The organism is Verrucomicrobiia bacterium, assembly GCA_036405135.1.
Taxonomy (GTDB): domain Bacteria; phylum Verrucomicrobiota; class Verrucomicrobiia; order Limisphaerales; family JAEYXS01; genus JAEYXS01.
The window spans coordinates 1-26,079 of sequence record DASWYF010000007.1; the positions used below are offsets into that span (position 1 = coordinate 1).

At 53.3% G+C, this 26,079-nt stretch carries 19 protein-coding genes; 13 read left to right on the plus strand and 6 right to left on the minus strand.

Annotated elements, in window-relative coordinates; translation table 11 throughout:
- The first annotated feature begins 537 nt into the window (after positions 1 to 537).
- The 5 genes from VGH19_02665 to VGH19_02685 all read left to right on the plus strand — a co-directional run bounded on the left by VGH19_02665 (position 538) and on the right by VGH19_02685 (position 5,824).
- The gene (locus VGH19_02665; protein ID HEY1170250.1) at positions 538 to 1,443 is read left to right on the plus strand and encodes a sugar phosphate isomerase/epimerase family protein; all 906 of its coding nucleotides are present in this window, start codon (positions 538 to 540) and stop codon (positions 1,441 to 1,443) included.
- Positions 1,444 to 1,536: 93 nt separating this feature from the next.
- A complete protein-coding gene (locus VGH19_02670) occupies positions 1,537 to 1,731 on the plus strand; it encodes a DUF2934 domain-containing protein (protein HEY1170251.1) in 195 nt (64 codons plus the stop codon).
- Between the two features lie 163 nt (positions 1,732 to 1,894).
- On the plus strand, positions 1,895 to 2,878 hold the full coding sequence (locus VGH19_02675) for an alpha/beta hydrolase (GenBank protein ID HEY1170252.1): 984 nt from the start codon (positions 1,895 to 1,897) through the stop codon (positions 2,876 to 2,878).
- 12 nt (positions 2,879 to 2,890) lie between these two features.
- Positions 2,891 to 4,186, plus strand: coding sequence for an NAD(P)/FAD-dependent oxidoreductase (locus VGH19_02680; GenBank protein HEY1170253.1), 1,296 nt, complete (start codon positions 2,891 to 2,893; stop codon positions 4,184 to 4,186).
- A gap of 495 nt (positions 4,187 to 4,681) precedes the next feature.
- On the plus strand, positions 4,682 to 5,824 hold the full coding sequence (locus VGH19_02685; GenBank protein HEY1170254.1) for a mechanosensitive ion channel domain-containing protein: 1,143 nt from the start codon (positions 4,682 to 4,684) through the stop codon (positions 5,822 to 5,824).
- Here the strand turns inward: VGH19_02685 and treY are convergent.
- From treY to VGH19_02705, 4 genes are read right to left on the minus strand one after another with little or no spacing between them, the layout of a single operon-like run.
- On the minus strand, positions 5,821 to 8,610 hold the full coding sequence (treY, locus tag VGH19_02690) for a malto-oligosyltrehalose synthase (protein ID HEY1170255.1): 2,790 nt from the start codon (positions 8,608 to 8,610) through the stop codon (positions 5,821 to 5,823). The two genes, VGH19_02685 and treY, sit on opposite strands and share 4 nt — an antisense overlap.
- A complete protein-coding gene (gene treZ / locus VGH19_02695) occupies positions 8,607 to 10,466 on the minus strand; it encodes a malto-oligosyltrehalose trehalohydrolase (protein ID HEY1170256.1) in 1,860 nt (619 codons plus the stop codon). Before treZ ends, treY begins: the two co-directional genes overlap by 4 nt.
- Complete coding sequence (glgX, locus tag VGH19_02700; GenBank protein HEY1170257.1) at positions 10,463 to 12,706, minus strand: glycogen debranching protein GlgX; 2,244 nt, start codon at positions 12,704 to 12,706, stop codon at positions 10,463 to 10,465. The genes treZ and glgX overlap by 4 nt, the downstream gene beginning before the upstream one ends.
- Entirely contained in the window at positions 12,684 to 13,949 is a 1,266-nt protein-coding gene (locus VGH19_02705) for a trehalase family glycosidase (GenBank protein HEY1170258.1), read from the minus strand. Before VGH19_02705 ends, glgX begins: the two co-directional genes overlap by 23 nt.
- 184 nt (positions 13,950 to 14,133) lie before the next feature.
- Between VGH19_02705 and VGH19_02710 the strand changes: the two genes are divergently transcribed.
- The 8 genes from VGH19_02710 to VGH19_02745 all read left to right on the plus strand — a co-directional run bounded on the left by VGH19_02710 (position 14,134) and on the right by VGH19_02745 (position 22,579).
- The gene (locus VGH19_02710) at positions 14,134 to 14,949 is read left to right on the plus strand and encodes a peptidylprolyl isomerase (GenBank protein ID HEY1170259.1); all 816 of its coding nucleotides are present in this window, start codon (positions 14,134 to 14,136) and stop codon (positions 14,947 to 14,949) included.
- Positions 14,950 to 15,020: 71 nt separating this feature from the next.
- The gene (fabD, locus tag VGH19_02715; GenBank protein ID HEY1170260.1) at positions 15,021 to 15,950 is read left to right on the plus strand and encodes an ACP S-malonyltransferase; all 930 of its coding nucleotides are present in this window, start codon (positions 15,021 to 15,023) and stop codon (positions 15,948 to 15,950) included.
- A 127-nt stretch (positions 15,951 to 16,077) separates the two neighbouring features.
- Complete coding sequence (locus VGH19_02720; GenBank protein ID HEY1170261.1) at positions 16,078 to 16,998, plus strand: hypothetical protein; 921 nt, start codon at positions 16,078 to 16,080, stop codon at positions 16,996 to 16,998.
- Between the two features lie 116 nt (positions 16,999 to 17,114).
- Positions 17,115 to 17,858, plus strand: a complete 744-nt coding sequence (gene fabG, locus VGH19_02725) for a 3-oxoacyl-[acyl-carrier-protein] reductase (protein ID HEY1170262.1) — start codon at positions 17,115 to 17,117, stop codon at positions 17,856 to 17,858.
- Positions 17,859 to 18,007: 149 nt separating this feature from the next.
- The gene (acpP, locus tag VGH19_02730; protein ID HEY1170263.1) at positions 18,008 to 18,253 is read left to right on the plus strand and encodes an acyl carrier protein; all 246 of its coding nucleotides are present in this window, start codon (positions 18,008 to 18,010) and stop codon (positions 18,251 to 18,253) included.
- 63 nt (positions 18,254 to 18,316) lie between these two features.
- A complete protein-coding gene (gene fabF, locus VGH19_02735) occupies positions 18,317 to 19,576 on the plus strand; it encodes a beta-ketoacyl-ACP synthase II (GenBank protein HEY1170264.1) in 1,260 nt (419 codons plus the stop codon).
- A 1,513-nt stretch (positions 19,577 to 21,089) separates the two neighbouring features.
- Positions 21,090 to 21,836, plus strand: coding sequence for an HNH endonuclease signature motif containing protein (locus VGH19_02740; protein HEY1170265.1), 747 nt, complete (start codon positions 21,090 to 21,092; stop codon positions 21,834 to 21,836).
- A gap of 62 nt (positions 21,837 to 21,898) precedes the next feature.
- On the plus strand, positions 21,899 to 22,579 hold the full coding sequence (locus VGH19_02745; protein HEY1170266.1) for a hypothetical protein: 681 nt from the start codon (positions 21,899 to 21,901) through the stop codon (positions 22,577 to 22,579).
- A gap of 34 nt (positions 22,580 to 22,613) precedes the next feature.
- Here VGH19_02745 and VGH19_02750 read toward each other — a convergent pair whose 3' ends face one another.
- Together VGH19_02750 and VGH19_02755 are read right to left on the minus strand one after the other, a co-directional pair.
- A complete protein-coding gene (locus VGH19_02750; protein HEY1170267.1) occupies positions 22,614 to 23,015 on the minus strand; it encodes a TRCF domain-containing protein in 402 nt (133 codons plus the stop codon).
- A 246-nt stretch (positions 23,016 to 23,261) separates the two neighbouring features.
- On the minus strand, positions 23,262 to 25,856 hold the full coding sequence (locus VGH19_02755) for a tetratricopeptide repeat protein (protein HEY1170268.1): 2,595 nt from the start codon (positions 25,854 to 25,856) through the stop codon (positions 23,262 to 23,264).
- Between the last annotated feature and the right edge of the window lie 223 nt (positions 25,857 to 26,079).

The following is a 26,079-nucleotide window of genomic DNA, read 5'->3' on the forward strand; positions in this document are numbered from 1 at the left end:
GCGGGCTAAACTCACGAACTCAAGTCGTACACTCATCAGGTCTTTCACAGGCCATGGCATAATTACGACACACTCCCATACCTCTCCCATGTGTCCACCATGTCCCCGCACACCTGTCCACCTTGTACCCAGTCCATACAGGGAGAAGGCCGGGATGAGGGGAACGAGACCACTCCCAAGCAAATGCAGCTACCATTATCAATGCTGCCACCCAAGCATTTCGCAAAACCCCATCATTCAAATTGAAATGCAAACCACCTTTTCCTAAATACACGTTCACAACACACCTTCACGAACCCCTTGATAATCAACGCCTGCACCTCAACGCCTCCACCATCACATCACTGGCACGCTTGTAGCTCATTATAAAATCAGCAAGGTAAGACGGTAGGAAGATGGATCTGAGAGAATGTTGAGTCAGGTCCGGAAACGGACGATGAGCAATGACCGAAGACCAGCCTCACACCGACTCTTACCTTGCACTTTCAATTTCCCCATGAACCGCACCGCAATAGTGCAGCACTCTATCTTCAATCCGTGAAACTTCCTTTCGGCATCAGCCAATTCACCACGTCACCGCTTACCTTCGAAGAAGATCTAGATCTTTATCAGGACTGCGGCATTGATTACATAGAAGTGTGCGAAGACAAAATGGATGAGATAGATCCGCAGCCTCAGATCATGGCACTGCTGGAATCCGGTCTCTCCGTGGAAAGCATCCAACCTCGTCTCCACTCTGTCTTCCCTTTGCAGACACAACCCGAACCCTACGACAGCCTCACCCGTGTCGAGGCCTTTCGCGAAACGATCGAGACCTTCGCACCCCATTTTCCCGGCGTCACCTTCATCACCGTCACCGGCCAGGCACCGGGTGGTAATTTCAAGGAAGCCTACGCCGAAGCAGGCCGCTTCTATCGCGAGCTCGGCATCATCGCCGAAGCCAATGGGGTGAGCATTGCACTCGAGCCTTTGAATCCAATCTCCATGAATGTGGACTCGTTCATCTGCTCGCTCGCACACGCACGACGCCTCATTGACGCCGCCGCCAGCCCTGCCTTCGGCCTATGCATTGATACATGGCATTTGTGGGAAGATGAGTCCATCGCCTACCATCTGCGCGAGATCGCCCCAAAAATATTCGCCGTTCATCTCAGTGACTGGCGCACACCGCGTTCTCCACGCGATCGCAAATTGCCCGGTGACGGCATCATCCCGCTCCAAACTTTCCTCCGCACCATTCATGACAGCGGCTACGATGGTATCTATACATTGGAACTCTTCTCCGACCTCACTTTCACAGACTCTCTCTGGAGACAACCTCGACAAACTATAGACATGGGTCGCGCAAAATTCGCACAACTCTGGTCTGAACTCACCGGTTGGACAGAATCGCAAAAATCGGATGCGGCTTCGTTGAATGGTCGCATTTCAGTGCTAGCTTGAGCGCTTGAACAACGTCAATGCGGACCCTTTTGTCCGTCATAGTGGAAATAGTTTTTCACCATGCATGACGCCAAATAAAAAACGCTACAGACCATGAGAAACCGCACGAAGAAAGCCCCGGCAGCACAACAAAGCGAGATCAGCCCTATCGGCAATGCGCAAAAGATTCAACAGCGCGCCTATGAGCTTTTCCTGCAACGTGGCCAGCAACCCGGCAATGAACTGGAAGATTGGTTGCAGGCTGAACGCGAAGTCTGCGCTCCTGAGCATCACCACGAGACTGCCTGATTCTTCGTCTGATCCATTTGCAAACTGCCCTTCGGGGTGGCCTTGCTTTGCAAGTTGCCACTCTGTATAGGGCAGTTTGGCTTTATTTCCACTACTTTTCACTGAACTTCACCCCGAACTCGCCCGCTCCTTCCCGGGCACAAATCATGTTCTTTAGGAAGGCATGCATAAGCTCGCTTTTCTATTTGTACTGATCGCCGCCATGCAAATCGGTCGTGCGGCCGATCTCCGCCTTGAGGACGTCCCTTATCCTTTCCCCGTTAAGACGTACAAGCTTTCCACCCAGCAGCAGGATCTGGAAATGAGTTACATGGACGTGGCTCCCTCCGGTCAAAGCCGCGGCACCATCCTGCTGTTGCATGGAAAGAATTTTAACGGTGCGTATTGGGAAGAAACAGCGAACGCGCTTTCCGCCCAAGGCTACCGCGTCATCATTCCAGACCAGATCGGTTTCGGTAAATCCTCCAAACCGAACCGCTACCAATACAGCTTCCATCAACTGGCGCAAAATACGCACTCGCTCCTGACGAATCTCAACGTCTCGGAAGTGCATATTCTCGGCCACTCCATGGGCGGAATGCTCGCCATCCGCATGGCGCTGCTGTATCCGGAAAGCACCAAGAGCCTAACGCTCGTAAACCCTATCGGCCTCGAAGATTGGCAAATGAAAGGTGTGCCCTATCAAACTCCTGACCAATGGTATCAGCAGGAATTCAAGCAAACCGCCGAGAAAATCCGCACGTATCAGAAAGAAAATTACTACCATGGCGAATGGAATCCTCACTACGAACGCTGGGTGGAACAAGCCGCCGCAACTCTGCGCAGCCCCAACTACTCCACTATCGCGTGGAACCAGGCTCTCGCTTACGAGATGATCTACACCCAACCGGTCTGTCACGAATTCAGCCGCATCAAAGTTCCCACTCTACTGATCATCGGCCAGAAAGACCGCACCGCCATTGGCGCAAACCTCGCTTCTGCCGATGTGCGTCAAACCTTGGGCGACTATCCTAAACTGGGACGCGCAACGGCCCTCAAGATCCCAAATTCCACGCTCGCAGAACTCGAAGGCATCGGTCACGTCCCGCACATCGAGAACTTTGGCCGGTTCATCGAACCGCTGAAAACTTTTCTCGCGAGCAAATAACCAACTACTTTTATGCGACACGGGAAATCAGTCATCGTCATCGGTGGAGGCATCTCCGGCCTTGCCGCTGCCCACGAGCTTCTTCAAGACGGCTGCCGCGTCACCGTGCTGGAAGCGAAGAACCGCTTGGGCGGCCGCATCCACACCTTGCACGACACCTCCTGCCCCATCGAACTCGGTGCCGAATTCGTTCATGGCCGTAGCGAGCCATTTTTGAGCTTTCTGAAAGAAGCTCATATCCCCATCGAACAAGGCCCTGAAGATAATCACGTCCTGACGAACGGTCAGTTGATCGATGTCGATCTCTGGGGAAAAACGGCCTCTGCATTGGAAAAGGTGAACATCTGGGACAGTGATCAATCCTGTTCCGAATTCCTTCATCAACAGAATCTCCTGATGACTGAGCGCCGACAGATCATCGAGATGCTGCAAGGCTTTCACGCCGCTCCCATTCAGGCATTAAGCGCCCATGCGATCCGTCGCTCAGATTACAGTTCCTCCCAAATGGATGGCAACCGCCAGTCCCGCTTGAGCAATGGCTATAGTGAGATAATCACTCATTTGGAGAAAAGCATGCGATCGATGCACGGCCATATCCTCTTGAACTCGCCCGTTAAGCGTATCGTCTGGCAGCCCGGCTCCGTTGAGATTTTCATGTCCCACGATGATGGGGAGGAAGTGCATCGTGCAGATTCAGCCGTGATCACGCTTCCACTCGGTGTATTAAAGCATGGCGATATCGAGTTTCATCCTGCCCTACATGAGAAACACGAAGCTATCCACGGGCTTGGCTTTGGCACCGTTACTAAAGTCATCCTGCTCTTCACCGAACGCTGGTGGAAGCCCGATGACATCGGACTAGTTCACTCCTATGAGGAACGGTTGCCTACCTGGTGGAGCGATTCACGCGGCCCGCTCCTGACCGGTTGGGCAGGTGGTCCCAAAGGCGAGGAGCTGGCTGGCATCCCCTTGCCTGTTCTGGAAACCATCGCGCTCGAATCGCTCAGCCACATCTTCGGTGAAAACAAATCGTCACTGAAAAAACTGCTGCGCCAGACCTTCTCACACGATTGGATCAATGATCGGCATGTCATGGGAGCCTACAGTTATGTTCCCATCAATGGTCTGGATTTGCCCAAGCTCCTTGCTGCTCCCCTTAAGGAAACCCTCTTCTTCGCCGGTGAAGCCGCCATCCACGACGCGCAGACCGGCATGACCTTTAACGCTTATCAGAGCGGCGTCCGTGCCGCTCATGAAGTGATGGCTGCCGAGCATCATTCCAACCTCAAGATGGCACATCATTTTTGAGTCTTATTGGCAAAGCTTATGCTGAAACGAAGACCCGTGAAAACGTGTGCCCTTTTTTTCCGTGCATGCCAGCTCAGGTGTTACAGTCTGCTGGCACTCTTTTTCTATTCGTTCACCGGCTTCTCAGCTGCCCCTGCAGCAAACCCTGAACAGCAGATCATCGAAGAAACAAATCTGGCCACTAGCAGTGCAAATCAGATCGACCGCTTGAATGATGCTTTGGCTCCACTGCTTGGTCCTTGGATAAAAAATGAGGTCATAGCAGGCCTGAGCTGGGGTCAGGTGGTGTTAAGCATCATTGTACTTATTCTAGTAGTGGCTTTGGAACGCATGCTTAACTGGGCTTTGCATCGGTTCGCCAAGCGATGTGAAAACTGTCCACCCGATCCCGAGGAAAAGAAAAAATTATCCGCCGGTTCCAGCTTTGCCCGGTCGGCACTGGAAGCGTCAATTCCGCCTGTTTCCGCATTAGTTTGGGTGTGGGGCCTTTGTGCCATGTTATGGGTTCTGTTGATCCGTGAAGATGCCGCCACAAATCCATCACTCACTTTGATGCTCATCTTTTCCCTGCGCAAAGCGGCGACCTTTCTCATCCTGTTCTGGCTGGTTTACCGGCTCATCAAAACTGCAGAGATCGTTCTACTTGCTTGGGCCAGCTCCAATGAACGCAAATGGGATGACGTCCTTGCCGCTGTGATAATCCGGGCAATGCGCCTTATCATTCCTCTGCTGGCCATCACCTTGATCGTGCCGATGCTGAACATCCCACCGGAATATCATCAGTTCTTCAAGCAAGGTGCCGCCTTGCTCCTCATCGCGGCCATCGGCTTCATCCTGTTCCAATTGGCGGACACCGCGGAAAAAGCTGTGCTGACCCAATATCGCATCGACATGAAAGACAATCTCGCGATGCGCAAGGTGCAGACTCAGGTACAAGTGTTAAAGCGCGTGGTCGTCATCCTCATCTTGGTGTTCACTATGGCGTCCATGCTCATGGTTTTCGATTCCGTCCGTCAGCTGGGCACTAGCCTGCTCGCATCGGCGGGAGTTGTCGGCATCGTGATCGGTTTTGCCGCGCAACGCAGCATCGCTTCGCTTCTCGCGGGAATCCAGATCGCCTTCACCCAGCCCATCCGTATCGATGACCAAGTGAACATCGAAAACGAAGTCGGCAAGATCGAGGAGATCACCCTTACCTACGTGGTCGTGAATCTGTGGGATTCACGCCGCCTCATCGTTCCCATCAATTACTTCATCGAAAAACCCTTCCAAAACTGGACCCGTACCGGGGCTGACATGCTGGGCACTGTCCTTCTGCAGGTGGACTACACTTTGCCCATCGCACCGGTGAGGGAGGAATTCTATCGCATCTTGGAGAACTCGCCTCATTGGGACAGGCGCGTGAAGGCACTGCAAGTGACCGACTCCAAAGAATCGAACATGGAGATCCGCTGTCTGGCCAGTGCCGGCAGCTCCGGATCCGCTTTCGACCTGCGCTGTGAAGTCCGTGAGAGACTGATCGATTTCCTTCAGAAAAATTATCCACAATGCCTGCCACGCTTACGCATCGATATGATCAACGGTGGCATTGTCGAGAAGACGGACGACGCACCTGCACCCGCTAAAAAGATGTCCTAGGCATCAGCGTATAAGACAGCAAAAGGCAGCGTGTGAAAAACCTCTGCGAGCCCAATTTTTCCGCCTTTCAACTCACTTCCCGTCAAAAGATCACGAAAGCCAGCGCTTCCCAATCCAGCGAGATCTACTGAGGTATTCTCCCATTCTTTGCCTGTGGGCGGATAACCTATCGGCATCCCCACTCGTGTGGTCAAAACCACCAGCTTCTTTTCTCCATATACGCGGGTGAAACTGAGACAGGAATCGGCAAACTTCCCCTCACACCTCATTGGCTGATAGTCCCCTTTATCAAACAATTCTTGATGTTCCCGGCGAAATCGCAAGACCGTCTTGGTCAAAAACATCTTGATGCCGCCTGTCCGCCAGTTCGCAAACAGTTCAGCCGCTCCTTGCCCGTTGATCTCCGCCATCATCCTCTGTCTCAGGTTATAGTCGATCTGCCGCCGATTGTCGGGATCCACCAGGATGAACTGCCACAATTCATTCCCTTGATAAAAATCCGGCACACCGGGAACCGTCATTTTGAGCAAAAGCTGGCTCAAAGAATTCACCGCACCCCACTCGGCAATTCTGGAGGAGAACTCCGAAAACAGCTTTGTGAATACCGGGTTCTTGCCTATCACCAATGCTTCGATGAAATCCATGGTCGCTTGCTCCCACGCTTCATTTCGCTTGTCCCACCGGGTATTCACCTTTGCCTCGTTCAATGCCTTCGTCATGTATGCATTCAACCGCTCGCAATATTCTTTCCTGCTTTCCGCCGTAAAATTCTCCAATGGCCAGGTGCCCAGCAGCATTTGATAGAAGAGGTATTCTTCATTGGCATCGGGAGCCAGGTGCCCCGCGATCTCTTGTTTACAGGAGCGATTCAACTTGGATGCTTCCGACAAGAAACGCTCCCATTCTTCAGGCAATTCTGAGATCACTGCCAGCCGGGCCCGTACGTCCTCACTGACTTTCGTATCGTGAGTGGATGTCGTCACCATGGTATACGGCCAAGAGCGCAATCTTTCTCCGTTCAACCGGTGAAACTCAGCCACCGAAAGACCAAAGTTGTCCGGCTTGCCACCCACTTCATTCAAAGCATTCAACCGGTTGAACACGTAGAAAACCGTATCTTCAAACCCCTTGGCCATCACAGCTCCGGTCGTTTGTTGAAAGCGGCGTGCAAACAACCTTTCCTGTTCCGTCGGTGAACCGCCTAAAGCCGCATCTCCCAACAATACTTGCTGCAAAAACTCCCATGCCATGGGTTCGAGTTCCGGATTGGCTGAACGTGCTGTCTTGATCGCCTCCGTGATGATTTTCCGGTCCTCATTTGTGACGGTCTGGCCAGGCACGCAATAGGTCCGATATACTTTCATCGCGGCCATGGTTTCCCGCACAGCCGCTTGCAAGTCCTCATAGAGAATATCCCTCGCGACAGGGCGCTGTTCCGCGCACTTTTGCAGCAAACGGCTTAATCCGCTGATCTCCTTGCTCATCGCCAGCCCCATCACCAGCTTCTTCGCATCACGAACACCTTCGGCAAAGGGCTGCACACGACCGGTGAATCCGCGATAAATCCGGTCGATCTGCGTCTCATTTTCTTTCTGCACCAAGACTCCCGTCACTTCACGGGCGAACTCATAACCGCTCGTCCCCGCCACGGGCCAGGTAGATCGAAGAGGTTCATCCACCATCGTAATTTTTTCCACTAGCACGTAAAAAGGCCGGCCATCACTGGCTTCGGTCACACCTTTGGCTTGGGCAATCGCCGCCTGCAACCGGCGCAGATATTCCTCGGGGCTGGCCAAGCCATCTACATGATCCAGACGCAAACCGGTCACTTGCCCTTCGCCGATAAGTTTCAGCAGCAAACGGTGTGTCGCCGCAAAAACTTCTGGCAACTCCATGCGCAAGGCAGCCAAGGAATCGACATCGAAGAATCTCCGGTAATTCGCCGTGCGCGTCCCTGAATGCCAATACACCAGCCGATATGACTGTTGTTCCAGCAATTCATGCAAACGTTCCAGACCGCCTTTATCATCATTGGCTCCGAAGCTTGCAGCATGGTGTATAAGAAAGGCGTTGTAACACTCATCTTCCGCCAATTCAGCCAGTCTACGCTTGGCCTCACTGATCCGTGCCGGCTTGATGATCTCCCCTTCCCAAGGCAGCAAATTCAATATCCCTTCCATGCGCCGACGGCATCTAGATTCCAGCACGGGCAATGTTGATTCGAGGATCAGCCGGTGGCTACTCAGGGAAACGGGTAATCGCAAATCACCGATTGCGATTTGAAAACGCCCGGCCTCATAGACCAGATTGATATCGCCCCGCTCAAGACATTTGCCGTAATGATCACCCAAGATGGGCAACAGCAGACGGTCTTTCACCGGGAGATGCGGAGCTTTCCAATCGATATCGAAATACGTGGCGTAGGGAGATTGGGCGCCATTCTCCAAAACATCCGCCCACCAATGGTTATACTGCGGAATGGCTCCCATGTGGTTCGGCACAAAATCAACGAGCAGCCCCATCCCTTTCGCCTGTGTCTTTGTGACGAAATCATTCCAGTCTTTTTCTGAGCCCAAGACTGGATTCAACACCGTGAAATCACAGACATCGTAGCCATGATTGCTATCGGGCGGAGCCGCAAACAGCGGCGAACAATAACAGTCCGTGATGCCCAGTTCATGAAGATAGTCCACCAGTACGGCGGCTTGCTGAAAGGTATAGCCCGCATTGAACTGCAACCGGTACGTAGCAGAGGGCACACGAAGAATGGAGCCAGATGATTTCATGCTTCAGAAGCGAGCAGCAACGAAATGGGACGGTCGAAGGAGAACCGACGGTTCGAAACATCAAAATGCTCTCCATTCTTTCCGCCAAAGCCCTCTTCTTCAGATGACATCATCACCGACCAGCCTTTTCCCCACGGCACGCATAGCGGCCAATCGGCATAGGTAAGAACCTCGCTCCACAAGCACGTCACGAGGAGGCGCGACCCACCTTTGTCATCAGCATATTGGAGAAACAGGATGTTATTCTCCGACCAGACACGCCAATGTTCACGGTCCCTGAGCGCGAGAATGGGATCCTCCCGACGAAGGCGAAAGCATTGTTTATAAAGCAGTAAAACGGTTTCCTGGGCGGGCCCAATCAGTTCTTCCCAATTTAATTTGCTGACCTTGAAGCTCTGTTCCATTTCAGGGTCAGGCATGTTCTCGATCACTGTCTCCGGCCATTCTGCTCCAAATTGCTTGAACTCCCGGCAACGTCCTATGCTGACACCTTCGCCAAACTTTCCGCCGTGATTTGAAAAGAAAACAAAGGGACTGCTGGCCGACCATTCCTGCCCCATGAAAAGCATCGGCGTGTAAGGGCTCAAGAGAAACAGCATGGAAGCTGCACGATAAGCCTCGGGCGATATGAGATGATTGAGACGCTCTCCCAAAGGACGATTCCCTGCTTGGTCGTGATTGGAGATGCAATACACGAATTGCGATGGATGCAGGTCATTACATTCTGTTCCACGCGTTCGCCCCCAATAGGGAAAGCTCTGACCGCGATAAAGCCAACCATGGTTCAGCGTTTTGACAAGTTCATCCACCGTGCCCTCATAACTCTTGAAATGCGCGATGTGTTCGGGCTTCAGACACATCTTCATGACGTGATGAAAATCATCCGCCCACATGGCATTCATGCCGAATCCACCGTCAACCGCCTTGCGCAAGCGGGATGCATCATTCGAGTTATCTTCCGCGATCACGATGCCGCTGCGTGCGTGAACCGCTTGCGTGATTTCCTCCAGAATGTGAACGGAAGATTTGTCATGGATCGCATGCACGGCATCCAGCCGGAATCCGTCCACGCGAAATTCTTCCATCCAATAGATGATGTTTTGCAGGAAGTATTCGCGCACCGGATCGGAATGCTCACCGTCAAAGTTCAGGCATTTCCCCCACTCATTCCCTTTTTCTTCGTGAAAATAATGTGCGCAGGATGCTTCCAACAGATTCGGTTCACCGCAGACGTGATTGTAAACAACGTCCAGAATCACCACCAAACCCTTGCCGTGTGCCGCATCGATCAAACGGCGGAAATCATCCGGTGTGCCGTAACAATCTGCCGGTGCATACGGCAAAACAGTATCGTATCCCCAATTCCGAGCGCCGGGAAATGCGTTGACCGGCATGATCTCAATGGCGTTCACACCCAACTCTTTCAAGTAATCCAACCGCTCCATTGCTGAGAGAAATGTTCCTTCTGGCGTAAAGGTGCCAAGGTGGAGTTCGTAGATGACAAGGTCTTCCATTTTAGGCGAACGCCAATGCGGATTGCGCCACTGAAATGAGCGGCTATCCACCACTTGGGAAGGTCCTCGCACCCCTTCCGGTTGATAGCGCGATGCAACATCCGGCAAGTCAGTTTTATCATCCAGCTTGAACAGGTAGAGATCACCTGCCCGCCCTTGAGCATCTTCCACGGAGAACCAACCATCGTGATCTTTATGCAATTCGAGAATGCGGCGTTCGGCGGAATCAGCCGCAGTGACCGTCACGGAGACACTGTGGACCTCGGGACTCCAGAAATGATACCGGACTCCGGTATCAGTGATCTCCGGGCCATGACGCCATAGCTGAGTGACCACATTCATTTGCCCGCCTCCTGTTTGGGCGCCTCTACATCCTTGGTTTGTTTCTCCACCTTCTCGGCATCCAACACCAAGCGTTCAGCGAAGGATTCGCGTTCCATGCCTTCGGACGGTTTCACCCGCAGCAGACAGAGCGAGCGCGCCTCCATCTTGATCTTCCCCTCTGGTTCCGTTGGTTTCTCGAGGAAACCTTCTTCCATCGAGGTATCGATCAACAGTTCCCAGCCGGTCTTGATACCAGCGGGCAGCGTGAACTCCACCGAGTCGTGATAGGCATTCAGGCAGAGCAGGAAGAAATCGTCCTGCACGGGATTGCCGTAAGCATCCAGACAATAGCCGCTCAGGAACATGCCCAGACAGTGCACCCAATCGCCGTTCCACTCATCATCCGTCATGCGACGTCCGCGCGTGCTCAGCCATTTCACATCACGCACATTGGTTCCGCGCAATGGACGGCCGCGGAAGAACGACAATCGACGGAAGACCGGATGTTCTTTGCGGAACTGGATCAATTGCTGGACGAACTTCGTGAGTTTTTCCGCATCTTCATCGCGGTTCCAGTTCATCCAGTTTATCTCATTGTCCTGGCAATAAGCGTTATTATTTCCCTGTTGGCTGCGTCCGTATTCGTCCCCCGCAGTGAGCATGGGAACTCCTTGGGAAAGAAACATCGTAGCCAGCAAATTACGACGCTGGCGACGGCGTAAACGGTTGATCTCAGGATCATCCGTTGGCCCTTCAGCACCGCAGTTCCACGCATTGTTATTCTTATCACCGTCGCGATTCTCTTCGCCGTTGGCATCATTGTGCGTCTCCTGATAACTCACGAGATCGCTCAGCGTGAAGCCATCGTGCGACGTGATGAAATTGATACTGGCCGATGGTGTCTTGCCGGTCGCTTCATAGATATCCGCACTGCCAGCGAGACGGCTGGCAAGTTCACTGATGCAACCCGGATCACTCTTCCAGTAACGTCGGATGGTATCGCGGTATTTACCATTCCATTCCGACCAAAGCACCGGGAACTTGCCCACTTGATATCCGTCATGGCCGATATCCCAAGGCTCGGCGATGAGCTTCACCTGAGAAATCGTGGGGTCTTGATGAATGACATCGAAGAACGATGCCAAGCGGTTCATGGAAGAAAGTTCACGCGCGAGTGAGGCAGCCAGATCGAAACGAAAACCATCCACATGCATCTCCGTGATCCAGTAGCGCAAGCTGTCCATCACCAGTTGCAACGCGTTCGGCAGATACACGGCGAGAGTGTTTCCCGTGCCCGTGTAATCCATGTAATAACGCGGATCCTCCGGACTCATCCGGTAATAGTAGGAGTTATCAATGCCCTTGAAGCAGAACGTCGGACCAAGATTATTTCCCTCAGGCGTGTGATTATAGACCACGTCCAGAATCACCTCGAGACCCGCAGCATGCAGATTCTTCACCATCGTCTTGAACTCCGCCACTTGCTGCCCAATGAATCCGCTGCTGGAATAGCGGGAGTCTGGAGCCAGGAATCCGATACTGTTGTAACCCCAATAATCAGTCAGTCCCTTCTCATGCAGATGCCGTCCGCCGATATGATGATGCACAGGCAGTAACTCGACCGCGGTAACTCCAAGTTTTTTGAAATACTCGACTGCTTCCGGACATCCCAACCCTGCATATGTTCCGCGCAGCCGCTCAGGAATGGCGGGCCATAGCTTCGAGAAACCTTTCACATGCGTCTCGTAGATGATGGTCGTATCCATCGGCGTGCGGAGCAGCTTGTCCCCCTCCCAATCAAAGCTTGGATCGATCACCACGCACTTGGGCATGAACGGCGCACTGTTCCGTTCATCCTTCACCAAGTCGGTATCGGGTCCGCCCACCGAATAACCAAAAAGCTCATCACTCCACATCACATCCCCAGCTATCGCTTTAGCGTAGGGATCTAACAGCAACTTGGATGGATTAAACCGATGCCCATTGGAAGGTTCGTAAGGCCCGTGGACGCGATAGCCATAGCATTGGCCTGCCGCGAGGTCGGGCACAAACACATGCCAGATCTGGTTCGTTCTTCCGGGCAATTCGATCACACGGCTCTCCGTGGGACTGTCCGGTTGATCGAACAGGCACAATTCCACTTTGGTGGCATTGGCGGAAAAGAGGGCGAAATTCACGCCTCCTTCCATCAGCGTGGCACCCAAAGGATATGGAATCCCAAGAGTGATGTTCTTCTCAATGAGTTCTCGGTGGCGCATAGGAGTTTTCCGGCCAGAGATGGCCTGTTTTCAGAAAGTGAACCAGACGGGCAAAGACGGCGTTCGTCCAGCCAAAGCCAGCCTGGTCCGGATAGCGGTCAGGGATGGCACGCGTGCCATCCACCACATTGTATTTCTCGAAGTTGACGTGATTCTCCTCGAAGACACGGTTCACCAAGTTCACCCATTTCTCGGAGATGCGCAGGGCTTCCTTGTGGTAACCGTATTTCTCCAATCCACTGATGACGATCCACTGCAATGGTGCCCAACCATTCGGCCACGCCCATTGCTTGGAGAAATCCGTAACCGGTGTTTTCACCTCTTCCGTCGTAATGATGCCATGGTCTGTTTCGAAGAATGGCAGATGCACCGAGACGATGCGTTGTGCTTGTTCAGGGGTCGCCAAGCGCGACCAGAGCGGAAAGAAACCGGCGACCGTCCGCATATTGCTGCGGCGACCACGGCGCATGTCGTAGTCGTAATAAAACCCCGCGTCTTCATCCCAAAGAATCTCGTTTACCGTAGCGCGCCGCTCCTCAGCTATGGCCGTCCACTTTTGCTCTTCGTAATCTTCCTTGAGCAGATGCGCAATGCGTACGAAATCCGTTTCGTATTGATAGAGCAGAGCGTTGAGATCAATGGGCACGAAGTCCAAGCAACGGTCTTCAAAACGCGGTGTCATGTCCCAGCCAGATTCCGCCTCAGCCGCCGTGTGCCAGATGTTCAGGTCGTAGTAACGCGAAAGGCCCCGATAGACTTCGCGGTCATCCGGAAATTTCTTTCCCCGCCACACTTCAGTGTATTCTTTCTTGGCCACCTCTTCCTGGATCTTCAACCAGCCATTCAAAGTATCTTCCGGCACACCCAAACGGCGTTTCGCCAGATAGCTCTTCCAGATCATAGAGGTGAGAAACGGCGGCTGCGAACGGCTCAGGTGGTAATAGCGGCTGGCGTTCGGAATGCGCCCAAAACGCTTCATCAGATAGAGAACATTCTCAGTGATGTCCGTGATGAGTTCATCATGTTCACTCCCTTCGAGACCAAGGATCATGAAGTAGCTGTCCCAATAGTACAGCTCCTTGAACATATCGTGATTGGTGCAGAGATACCGCCTTGGTAGTCCTATCAAGGTTCCCTCATCGGCGATCTGGTGACGGATGATGCGGGACCAATAATTCTTGATGTAGTCCAAACATGGACCGTACTTCCGCACATCAATCTTCCCATCGGCCGTGTCAGCCATAGCGAGAAGAATTTAGCTAGAAGCATACCACCGAAAGGCAGCATATCTCCTTGAATTCCGTGGTGCTGACATGCGCCAAAACCATCTTTTCTTGCAAAGTGCGAAAGAGCTTTTCCAACGCATTGCACTTTTCTGATTCAGCGTTTGACTTGTGTGTGCGTGTAGCCCTTATTTCTAGGCCTTTATGTTTTGGAAAACCGCCCTGCTTTTTCTGGCGGCCTTGCTGCCGTTCTCGCCTGCCCTGCATGCAGGTACGTTTGTACAATTTCGCACAACCGTCGGAGATATCGAATTGGAGCTCTATGACCAGGACAAGCCAGTTACTGTGACGAATTTTTTATACTACGTCACCAAAGGTTATACGAATGACATGTTCATCCATCGCTGGGTGCCCGGTTTTGTCATACAAGGAGGCTTGACCTATGTGGCTAACCGGCAGACTTCGCCGATCATCAACTTCATCAGCACAAAACCAGCGATCACCAACGAATACAGCGTGGGACGAACTTTCAGCAATACGAACGGCACCATCGCGATGGCCAGAAGTTCGCAGGTCAACTCTGCGACTTCCCAATGGTTCATCAATTTGAACAACAATTCTTTTCTAGATGCTGACAATGGCGGATTCACAGTTTTTGGCCGTGTCATCCGGGGTTACGACGTATTGGAAAAATTTTCAACTACTACAACTGTCATGTGGAGAGCATCCACAGGGTCAGACCCCTTGAAGGAGATTCCAGTAATTTCTTCTACGCCAACTCTAAACCATCTCGTCTTTGTGGACATCACCCTGCTCAATGTCCGTATCAGCGATACCGGCTCTGGCAGGCTCATCCAGTGGCGCAGCGTGAAGGACAAGGTCAATCTGGTGGAATACACCACGGTGTTCCCGCCCGTCTGGCAACCACTGGCGACTCCTTTCGGCACCGGTAGCGATATGTCGAAAATAGATACCTCAGGAGACACCAAACGCTTTTACCGAGTGCGGGTGGACTATTGAGCACTCAAAAAATCCGCGCTTCCCCTGACCGCCCCCTTGGTGTTTAGATTTCTACGATTCGATATTCGACTATGAGCAAGACTGCATTGTTGTTTGCGGGCCAAGGTGCCCAAGCCGTCGGCATGGGTAAAGACCTCGCCGAACAGTTTCCCACCGCCAAGGCTTTGTTTGAAAAGGCCAATTCGGTGCTGGGCTATGACCTCGCCACCATCTGCTTCAACGGACCTGAAGCGGAATTGACCAAGACGGAAAACGCCCAGCCCGGCATCTATCTCGTGAGCTGGGTTGCCTTGCAGTTGCTCAAAGAAAAGGTTCCCTCGCTGAAGTTTGATGCGACAGCCGGTTTGTCCCTGGGTGAATTCACCGCTCTCGCTGCTGCAGGTGTGATGAGCTTTGAGGATGGCTTGAAAGTCGTCCAGCAACGCGGCCGCTTCATGCAGGAAGCCTGCGAAGCCACCCAAGGCGGCATGGCGGCGATCATCGGCTTGGATGAAGGTCCGACCCGTGAAGCCTGTCAGGAATCGGGTGTCGTACTCGCCAATCTGAACTGCCCCGGCCAGCTCGTCATCTCCGGTCCGGCAGATAAGATCAATCAAGCCTGCGAAGCCGCGAAGGCCAAGGGTGCCAAGCGCGCCATTCCTCTAACTGTAGCCGGAGCTTATCACTCCCCACTCATGGCCAGCGCGCAGCCCAAGCTGAAGGATGCACTCGCGCAAGTTCCCATCAACCGTCCCGCTGTCCCGGTCATCGGCAATGTCCGTGCCTTGCCTCATGGCGAACCGGCGGAGATCCATCAACTGCTCGTGGATCAGGTGACTTCCTCCGTGCGTTGGGAAGAATCCATCCGTTATCTGCTCGCGCAAGGTTACACCCGCTTCATCGAACTCGGACCCGGCACCGCTCTGACCGGTTTCATGAAGCGTATCGACAAAACAGCGCAGGTGTTGAACGTGGCTGATGCTGCGAGTCTGGAAACAACGGCAAAGTCATTGAACGCGTAAGCATTCTTAAACTCATTATCTGGCTGAGGCGTGGAACGAAAGTTTCACGCCTCTTTCTTTTTGTGGCGCGTGCCCGTCACAATTGACTTGGAAAAATCCTCCCCTGCAGGAACAGTGATTCAGTTCCATGAATCCAAAGAGCCATAGTCTGTTCAGACGCCTGCTCGGCTCTTTGCTTCTTTCATTGATGGTGTTCGTCAGCAACTCCCTCTCCGCTTACGAACTCGAATACGCTCAGACTGGTTATCAAGTGACCAGCGGAATGGATTATGCGATCAATTACGAACTCAAGAAATTGATCGCCAGCCATGAAAAAGCCTTTGGACGGCCCGCTCCGCCCAGTTTCAAGATCACGTACAAGGTTTTCCCCACTTACGAGATGTATCGGGCTTACTCGGCCAAAAACGGCAAGAACGTGGTGCCGCAATTGCTCGGCTACACCCAGTCACAGAGCAGCTACAACCCGGACACCGGCATCATAGCCAAGGCAGATGTGGAAGTTGTGACATGGCGACAGGCCCAACCTGCTGTGCTCACCTCTACCATCCTGCATGAAAGCGCCCATGCAGTGATGCACGCCTTTCTCCTGCAAGTGCCGCTGTGGATGAATGAAGGCAGCGCAGACTGGTTCGGACAACCGGCTTGGGCGAATGGCACACATCAACAATTGGATCGCGCCCGCCGCTGGCAAACTCTTGGTATGATGCTGGAGGAGCATCGCCTGCCTCCTTTACGGCCTTATCTCATTTCTAAAAGCTACGATGATTGGTCCAAGATGTTCGCCGGGAATATCGGCATGGGTTATGTAGTCGGTTACTCCATCTTCGATTTCTTCATGTCGCACCCGAATGCGCAACAGATGCTCACCCAGCTCCTTCGCTCGGAAGCGGTGGAGAAAGCGGAAAATTCAGAGATCGCTTTTGCCCAAGCCATCGACAAGAGCTGGCCAGGAGGGTTGACCGGTTTTGAAAAAAGCTGGCATCAGTGGATACGTCGTAAATCCGATGCCGAACGTCTCGCCATGCAGTCAAAGATGAAGCAAAAATGAACAGAAAGTTTGCTCGGGGCTTCCTACGTAAGTCTCTGCCGTCATTAAGTTAAGCTATTAAACCATTCGCTTCCTGTTGACAAACCCACCCCTTTCCCGGCCAAACTGTCCGCCTCATGAGTCAATTGACCAATCACGTTGCTGTCGTCACGGGTGCCGGTCGCGGCATCGGACGCGCCATCGCCTTGAAGTTCGCTGCTGAAGGCGCGGACGTCGTGTGCGTTTCCCGCACGCAGGAGAATTCCGAGAAGGTCGCCGCGGAAGTCCGCGCGCTCGGTCGTAAGGCTTGGGCCATGGCACTGGACGTATCCGACTCCGCCGCTGTCGGCACGGCTGCTGAACAGATTCTCAAAGACGCTGGCAAGGTGGACATCCTCGTGAACAACGCCGGTGTCACTCGTGATGGTTTGCTCATGCGCATGAGCGAGGCGGATTGGGACACGGTCATCGATACTAATCTCAAGGGGGCCTTCACAGTCACCAAGGCCTTCACCCGCTCTTTCATCAAGCAACGCTCCGGTCGCATCATCAACGTCGCCTCCGTCATAGGCCTCATCGGCAATGCCGGTCAGAGCAACTACGCGGCGAGCAAGGCGGGCCTCATCGGCTTCACGAAATCTTGCGCGCGGGAACTTGCATCTCGCGGCATCACAGTGAATGCTCTCGCTCCGGGCTTCATCGAGACGGACATGACCGCCGTCTTGAAGGAAGAACAGAAGGCTGGAATTTTGACGCAAGTTCCGCTTGGCATGCTCGGTTCTACCGAGGATATTGCGGCGGCGGCGCTTTACCTCGCCAGCCCCGGTGCCCGTTACGTCACCGGTCAGGTGCTCGCCGTCGACGGTGGCATGGTGATGTAATTTGCGATTACAAAAAAGAACGCTGGACCAGAACGCAAAAGTGGTTGAAATAGAGGCGGCTGGACGCCGGTAGAATTTAAAGATTCGGGGCTTGACGCTCTGCAAACCAACGCTTAGACACAAACCAACAATTAACTTAAGAAGAAATCATGGCTGCCGAAAAATCGATTGAAGAAAAGATTCGCGACATCATCGTTGAACAGCTCGGTGTGAATGCAGATCAGGTCACGCCCGAAGCCAAGTTCATCGAAGACCTCGGCGCGGACTCGCTCGACACCGTCGAACTCGTCATGGCGCTGGAAGAAGAATTCGGCCAGGAAATCCCTGACGACGAAGCCGAGAAGCTCCAGAGCGTCGGCGACGTGATCAAGTACATCGAGGAAACCCGCAAGTAATTCCTCCGTAGATTTTGGGGCAGCCGGAAGCTTATCTTCGCGCGCTGCCCCTCTTTTTTTATTATGGCTGCTAACTGGCAAGAACGTCGGGTCGTCGTGACGGGCATCGGGGTAGTCACTCCGCTGGGTCACGAAATCGAAACCTTCTGGCAAAACATCATCGCCGGCCAATGCGGCATTGATAAGATCACCCAGTTCGATACGACCGGCTACGACTGCCAGATCGCCGCCGAGGTGAAGAACTTCGATCCCGTCCCCGCCTTCCCCTCGCCCAAAGAAATCCGCCGCGCGGACCGTTTTGTGCAACTCGGCGTTTACGCCGGTTGGCGCGCCTTGCAGGATTCCGGGCTGGACCTCGATAAGTGCAACCGCGATGAAGTCGGCGCCATGATCGGCTCCGGCATCGGCGGTCTCTCCACCACGGAAGAGCAGCACAAAGTTTTGCTGAACCGAGGCCCGAGTCGCATCTCGCCCTTCATGATCCCCATGCTCATCCTGAACATGGCCTCCGGCCTGTTCTCGATGTATTACAAACTGCGCGGACCGAATGTCGCCACCTGCTCCGCTTGCGCGACCTCCACGCACGCCCTCGGTGAAGCCTGGCGCACCATCAAGATGGGCGATGCCAGCGTGATCTTCGCCGGTGGTGCGGAAGCGACCGTCGTGCCCCTCGGCATCGGCGGCTTCTGCGCGATGCGCGCCCTCAGCACTCGTAACGACGATCCGAAGACCGCCTCGCGTCCCTTCGATAAAGACCGCGACGGCTTCGTCATGGGTGAAGGCGGTGCCGTCCTCGTGCTCGAAGAACTCGAACACGCCAAGGCTCGCGGTGCCCGTATCTATTGCGAGATCGTCGGCTACGGCAACACGGCGGACGCCAACCACATGACCGCCCCCTCGCCCGAAGGCGAAGGTGCCGCGCGCTGCATGAAGATGGCCCTGCGCTCCGCTGGCCTGAACACCACTGATATTTCCTACATCAACGCCCACGGCACCTCGACACCGCAAGGCGACGTCTGCGAAACCCAAGCCATCAAGAGCACCTTCGGCGAACACGCCTACAAGCTCGCCGTCAGCTCCACCAAAGGCGCGACTGGCCACATGCTCGGTGCTGCCGGTGCGACTGAAATGGCTCTCTGCGCGAAGGCCCTGCAACTGCAGATCGCTCCGCCTACGATCAACATCATCAACCAAGACCCGCAGTGCGACCTCGACTACGTCGCTGGCACCGCGCGTCCGATGAAGATCGACGCCATCCTGAACAACTCCTTCGGCTTCGGCGGCCACAACGCCACCATCGCCGCCAAGAAGTTCGTCGGATAATTTTGGTAAGGATGGCTTAGGGAAGTCGACCTTCGACCGCCGTCCCTTGCATTTCCCCAAGGCCGCGTGAAAACGCGGCCTTTTTCTTTCCCCGTAGCAGACGAGGTGACGAGGCTCTAACCAATCCGGTAAGGATGAGTTCCACCTCGTCCCTAACTAGACCTTGAAGCTCTCGCAAACCCCGAGCAGCAACATGGAAACACTTACGCTTCCAAACAGCTTCCCTTTCATAACTCATACTTCATAATTCATCATTCCCCCGAAGTCGCCTTCCCGTCTGATCCGTTTTATGTTTCCTACGCGATTGCATCCTGTCCTGCGGTACTCTAGCAACCAGTCCACCCTCACCGGACCAAACCCTCGCCAGCCACTTCCCTTAACCATCAAAACGAACCAAGACGCACATTCCCCTCTCTTCCATTTGGAATGGAGGAGAGGGTCAGGGAGAGGAGGCATTTAACACCTCTTTCCCATCTGTGTTTATCTGTGTCCATCTGTGGTTAAACAGAGAACGTATGTCAAAGAGCAATGAAACCATCCGACACTTGAGCCACAGCGGCATTCTCTTCTCCCTACGATTGAGAGTTCAAACCTTGCAGATGTCCGATCACCCGGCTGGTTCCGCAGTGAGTACGATAGTCAGACTTTAGTCCGACTTCTGGATTCCCCGGCCCCATTCTCGACCGACGTCCATTTCCTCCTCCAGCTTACGAGCTCTGATCCATCTGCCCACTACCTGCTCATATCTAATGATGACCTGCCTCGGCTCTAACTGCTGAACCGGACCGCAGGTCCCGACCTTTCACAGTCGGGGCTCCATAAGGATTACCAAAACGATTCCAACGAATCATCTAGCGTGAGGATTTGAGCCGTTCGCGTTCCCAACCCGAAACTAAAAACCAGAAACTCGAAACAGGCTTGCAGCCTCTCCTTTACCAGCAGCGAGCTGCCAGCAATTGAAATCCTATCACCAAACCCCACAACCACAATAAATTTTTAGAATAATCAAAAGCAAAACCCCTAATCCATTCCAACCCAACCAATTGCACCCAAAGATTTTTCTCACTCATTGCCGCATCCCCTTCGCTTGCCTGCCCCGGCACAAGTGTCGGGAACCCCATTAGGTTGAAACATTTCCCTCTCCCGCCCCCATCCCGGAGGGATGAAAGCATGTAGCCGGTTGGTTTCGCGAGGAACGAGCGACACCACCGGTAACAATCCCCCACCCAGCACCCCAGAGCGGGTGCCAGCCCATCAGCCCCCATACCTCTTTCGTAGCAGCCGACGTCAGGAGGCTCTGACTAGTTCACTTATCCCAAAGGGATTGCACCCATCAGCCCAGGGTTGGTTTGCGATTCAGAGAGCAAACCTACCCTGGGTAGCCACCCTTGAATCCCCTACTCCAAAGGAGTTGCGTCACCTCACGTATTACCTCTTCGCTCGATTAACATTCCCAGCTTGATTCTCATCACACCTCAAGACAGCCTTCCACACCCATGAAAAAGGAGACGACATGCCATTCGACAAGACAGAAGCAGCTCAACTATTAGCAGATTGCGGGAGACGCTGTTGCATTTGCGGGCAACTCCACCGCATTCAGGTGCATCATATAATCCCGGGTGATGATAGCATCGAAAACGGCATTCCCCTTTGCCCTCCCTGTCACGACGAAGTGCATATCAACTACTCGCAAGGTCGGACAACCAGAATCTACACACCAGTCGAATTGAAGATGCATCGCAGAAGGACGATTGATCTCACCAAAAAAGAAGGAAAATGGAAACCGGGTAGCGCAGAATGGCGCAAGGATAAGAAACTGATCATCTTTTTCGCCCAATGCATTGATCGACCTGCTTTCAGGACATATTTCCATGAAGAGTTAAGTTTCATCGCTTTCGACGAGGCGATGCAAGACACTCTAATTGCTTTAAACACTGGTTACTGGAAGACAAGAGATGGAACCGTGTTAGGACGTTCACTTGGGAAATCATGTGTGGTCAATCCGCGTTGGCGTGAAGAACTCGATAAAATTACGGCGATCATTGAAGAAATTCGTAAAAAATTTGCGACTTCGGTTGGGCTAAACCGAATGCTTCTCCATCTTGAAGGACACCGAGGCTTTGATCCACATGATGAAGTTTTGAGAAGAGATCGAAACCTTGGTCACTGGATGGATGAAAAGCGACAACAGGCCATCGACATAATGAACGGGATACTGAGAGACTTACAGATGCAACCTCTTGCAAAACTGCGGTCATAACATTTTCAACTTAAAGCAGCATATCAATCCACATTCAAAGTTAGCTTAACCACAATCGCATAATGGCTGGGATATTCATTAATTCAGGCATTCTATTCAATATTGCCAAACAAGCATACCAGCGCGCCAAGACTGCTGTATCACACGACCGTTCTCACGAATCAAACGAACCGCTAATTTCTATCGTGTTTGCTGCCGCAGCAGGTGAAGCATTCATCAACGAAATCGGTGAGTTAGCCGCACAACCTCCAAGTGGTTTTCCCGGCTTTGAGCAAGAGCCAAATCAGGTACAAACCTTGGCTAAATTACTGTCGGAAATAGAAGACTCTCGCGGCACCACAAACATGAAATTCTTAATCGGAAAACTGGCACTCTCAGGAAAGACATTCAACAAAGGAACTAATCCGTTTCAAGATTTTGCCATTCTCATGGACTTACGCAATTCGCTCATGCATCTGAAGTTCGACAGCATTGAATCGATAAAAACCAACGCTGTTCGCGTTAAATATCCCAGCGTAGTTGGCAAACTACGGTCACAAAATATTCTCGCGGAATTTGAAGACGACGAAAACGCCGTTGCAAGCTGGGTTCTTCGAGTTAGCACTCCAGCAGTAGCGCGATGGTCGTGCAACGCTACAGCTAAGATTGTTAAGGACATTATTGAATCAATCCCAAACAGCGAGTTACGCACTAAAGCGGATTTGTTTTATAATCGATTAGATAGCTTTGCGCCGGTTATGTGACCCCTCTATTGGCCCGCCGGTGCAACCGGCCCGGCTAGATCGCCGACAACAACTTCCTGATCTCATTCACCTTCGCCAGCGCCGCCTTCTTCATCAGGCGCGGGAACTTCCCGCCTAGCATGATGAAATCATTGTTCCGCGTGATCATCAGCTTGCCCTCCTTCGCCTCGATGGATGATATCTTCCGCTCCACCGCCATCACTTTTAGTTCCGACACACGCAACAGCAAATCCATCGCCTCCGGCAATTTTCCGAAGCGATCCCGCAACTCCTTCCGAACCGCCTCCAGCTCCGCATACTCAGTCACCTGCGCGATCTTCCGATACATATCCACGCGCTGTTGCGATTCCGGGATGTAACTCAGCGGAATACACGCCTGCGTCAACCCCGGCTTCACGATCTCCACTACCTTCCCCTTCGCCTTGGGCTTCTCCACTTCCTCATAAAGGGGTCAGTCCCACACATTGTAATAATCCTCTTCATTTCCGGTTCAGCAAATTGTGCACCGCGTCCCGCGACCCCATCCCCAGAGGCCCCGTCATCCTCAACGGCATCGGGCTGGCCATCCGGCAATAAGCACTAATGATGCCCGGATCGTTCCAAAATGGAGTATGACAACATAATCCTCCGGCCGCGTTATGACCGACAAAATCCCTGGAAGATGTTGCAAAATCCGGTGCATTCACTCAAACCCCGCCGCCTTCTTCTCCCCACCCACCCCATTCGTCCCCTGCAACTTCAATAACAACCCATGCGCCTCACGGAACCTTGGTGCCTCCTCCAACGCCCGCAGCACGTGCTCCTTCGCCTGCACCGGATTCTTCTCCGTCAATAATTTCGCCAGCCGGTAATGCACCTCTGCCGGATCCGCCGGGTCCAGTTGCAGCAACCGCTTATACGCATCCGCCGCCTTCTCTGGATTGCCCGTCGATTCATTAGATTTGCCTGCAAACCAATACGGTTGCGCCAACAACGGATTCACCGCCAGGAACCGGTCTGAGTTCACCTGCACCAGTTTCCAATCCTGCTGCTCCACCCCGATCTCCATGAGCCGCAGATACGCATCCACCGCCTCGCCATCAATCGCCGCCAACTTCTCCAGCGTCGCCCTTTCCTCTCCCGTCTCCTTCATATTCCGATGCGCCGTCGCCAGCATGTAATACGCGCTGTCCGATCCGATCTGCCGCGGATACGCTTCAATGAGTTTCTTCAACGGCTCCTTCGCCTCCGCCCATTTCTTCTCCCGCAACAACGCCGCGCTCTTCTGCAACAGCACATAATAATTCCGCGGATCACCGATCAATTGGTCCACAACCTCTGCTCCCGGCACATTAGATTTCGGGTCCGGCTTCCTGAACGACAACTGCGGTGCCAAGCCCTCCGCCAGCTTCTTCGCATACGCCGCGAATTCCTTCTCCACCTTCTCCATCGGCTGCGTGTTCTTCGCGATGGCCTCGTTGATACCTACGCCTTCATGCAAATCCTTGAGAATCTTCCGCAACGCCTCAATGCCATACTTCTCCACCAGGTGCTCCACCACCAGTGAGGATTGATAATACGCGAACTGCACGTGCAACCCGCTTTTCGCATTCAGGAACGCCCCGCTCAATTCGCTCACCGGCGTCAGGTCCTCGCCCAGCACCATCTCGCGATACTGCGCATTCATGTGCTGGCCCCACACCGGGTTCGCCTGCCGCTCCTCATACACCGAAATGCCCTCGCTCAACCACCGTGGCATGCGATTCCGCGTCAGCTCCAGCGTCACCACGTGACAGAACTCATGCCACAACACTGCCTCCCAATTCGCCGACCGGCTCACCTGCGCGGAAGGACTGTTCGCCGTGATGACCTTGCCAAAGCACACCCCGAGGAAGCCCGGATTATCCGGCATCCCGAACGTCCGCACACCGAAATCCTTCTGACTGCCAAAAATCTCCACCGTGATCGGCTGCTTCAATTCCAGCCCATACTTTGCGCACAGATTCGTCCGTGCGCGCTCCAGCAATTCCAGCACGCGATCGCCAAAGATCGGTCCCTCCTTCGCCGGCATGCGCACGATGAAATACTGGTTCGTGATCGTCGCGTAGCTGTCCAGCACACCCTTCAACGTCGTAAGGTTATACGCCGTCACATCGTATTCATCCGCGCGATGCACCTCATCGGCGAGTATCCATCCCTCATCCGTCTTGCCGATGCGCAAATAATCCTGCGCGAGCTGTGCTTTTGCCGGAAGATACTCCGCATCGAACTTCAATGCCTGCCGCTGGAACTCCGCCCCTTCGGCAAACCGATACTTCTGCGACAGCTTCAATCCGATGAGATGATCCACCTTCGGATTGTTCTTCCACAGCTTCAGCGCCTCCTCGCGGCACCGCTTCTCCTCCGCCGCATTGTTCTTCAGATGCGCCAGCACGGCTTGATACGCCCACACCTCAGGCAGCTTCGGATTGATCTTCAGCACTTCATCGACCGTGATCTTCGCTGCCTCGTATTGCTCCGCATCAATGAAATGATCGACGAGCAGCAGCCGCGCTTCCGCATGATTCTTGTTTGCTGCAAGCGCCTTGTTTACCAGTTCGACCATCGCCTTGCGGTCGCTCGGCGCATAAGCCTTTGCCAATCCATAAAGCAGATCGGCGTCCTTCGGATGACTCTGCAGGCCTCGCTGAAATTCTTTCGACGCCATCTCGTAATCATGTTTCTCCAGCGCCAGATCGCCCATGGCCAGATAAACGTCGCGATTCGTCGCGTCCTGCTGTTTCAACGGCACATAAAATGTATCCATTACGCGCTTCGGATCTGCTCCAAGCAACAGCGCCGTGCGTCCGAGTGTGATCATACTCTGAGCATCGCGATACGCATACGTGCGCGAACCCGCGAGGTAGTTGATCTCCGATAACATCGACTTGGCGCGATCACCCTGCCCATTCGCCCGATGAATTTCCCAAGATAGCAACCGCAACCGCACGCTGGAATAATAACGCGGCACCGACTTCGTGATCATCTCCAGGGCTTCCGGATATTTTCCCTGCGCGAGCAAGGCGCGCCCGTTCAAGGCTCGCCATTCTTCATCATACTCATTATCGTCAATGGCCGCCTTCGTCACCTTCTCGCATTCGGCATACTTGCCCTCGCGCAAAAGCTTGCGCGCATCCTCCAATTCCGCTGCCTCTGTAATCATTGGAACGGCGATCAAGGCCATCAATAGGCCGCTGAAAAATGAAATCGCTCGCGAAAATCCTCCGCTTAATCCCGGTGATGGAGTCTGGTTGCTCATCGTTTTAAGGGCTTTCTTAACACTTCAAAGGTTAGCGGTGAACCGGAGGAAATCAACGAATGTTGGTCATTTTTGACCACTTTTTCGAAGGATTACAAAATTTCCTGCTTTCAGCCAAACTACCGCTCTACCAGCAGTTTACATTTAAAACCTCAATAAATGCTAAAGTTTCTCAAGAAAATGCCGTTGACTGCATCATAAAGCACAATAGGGTGCGCACCCC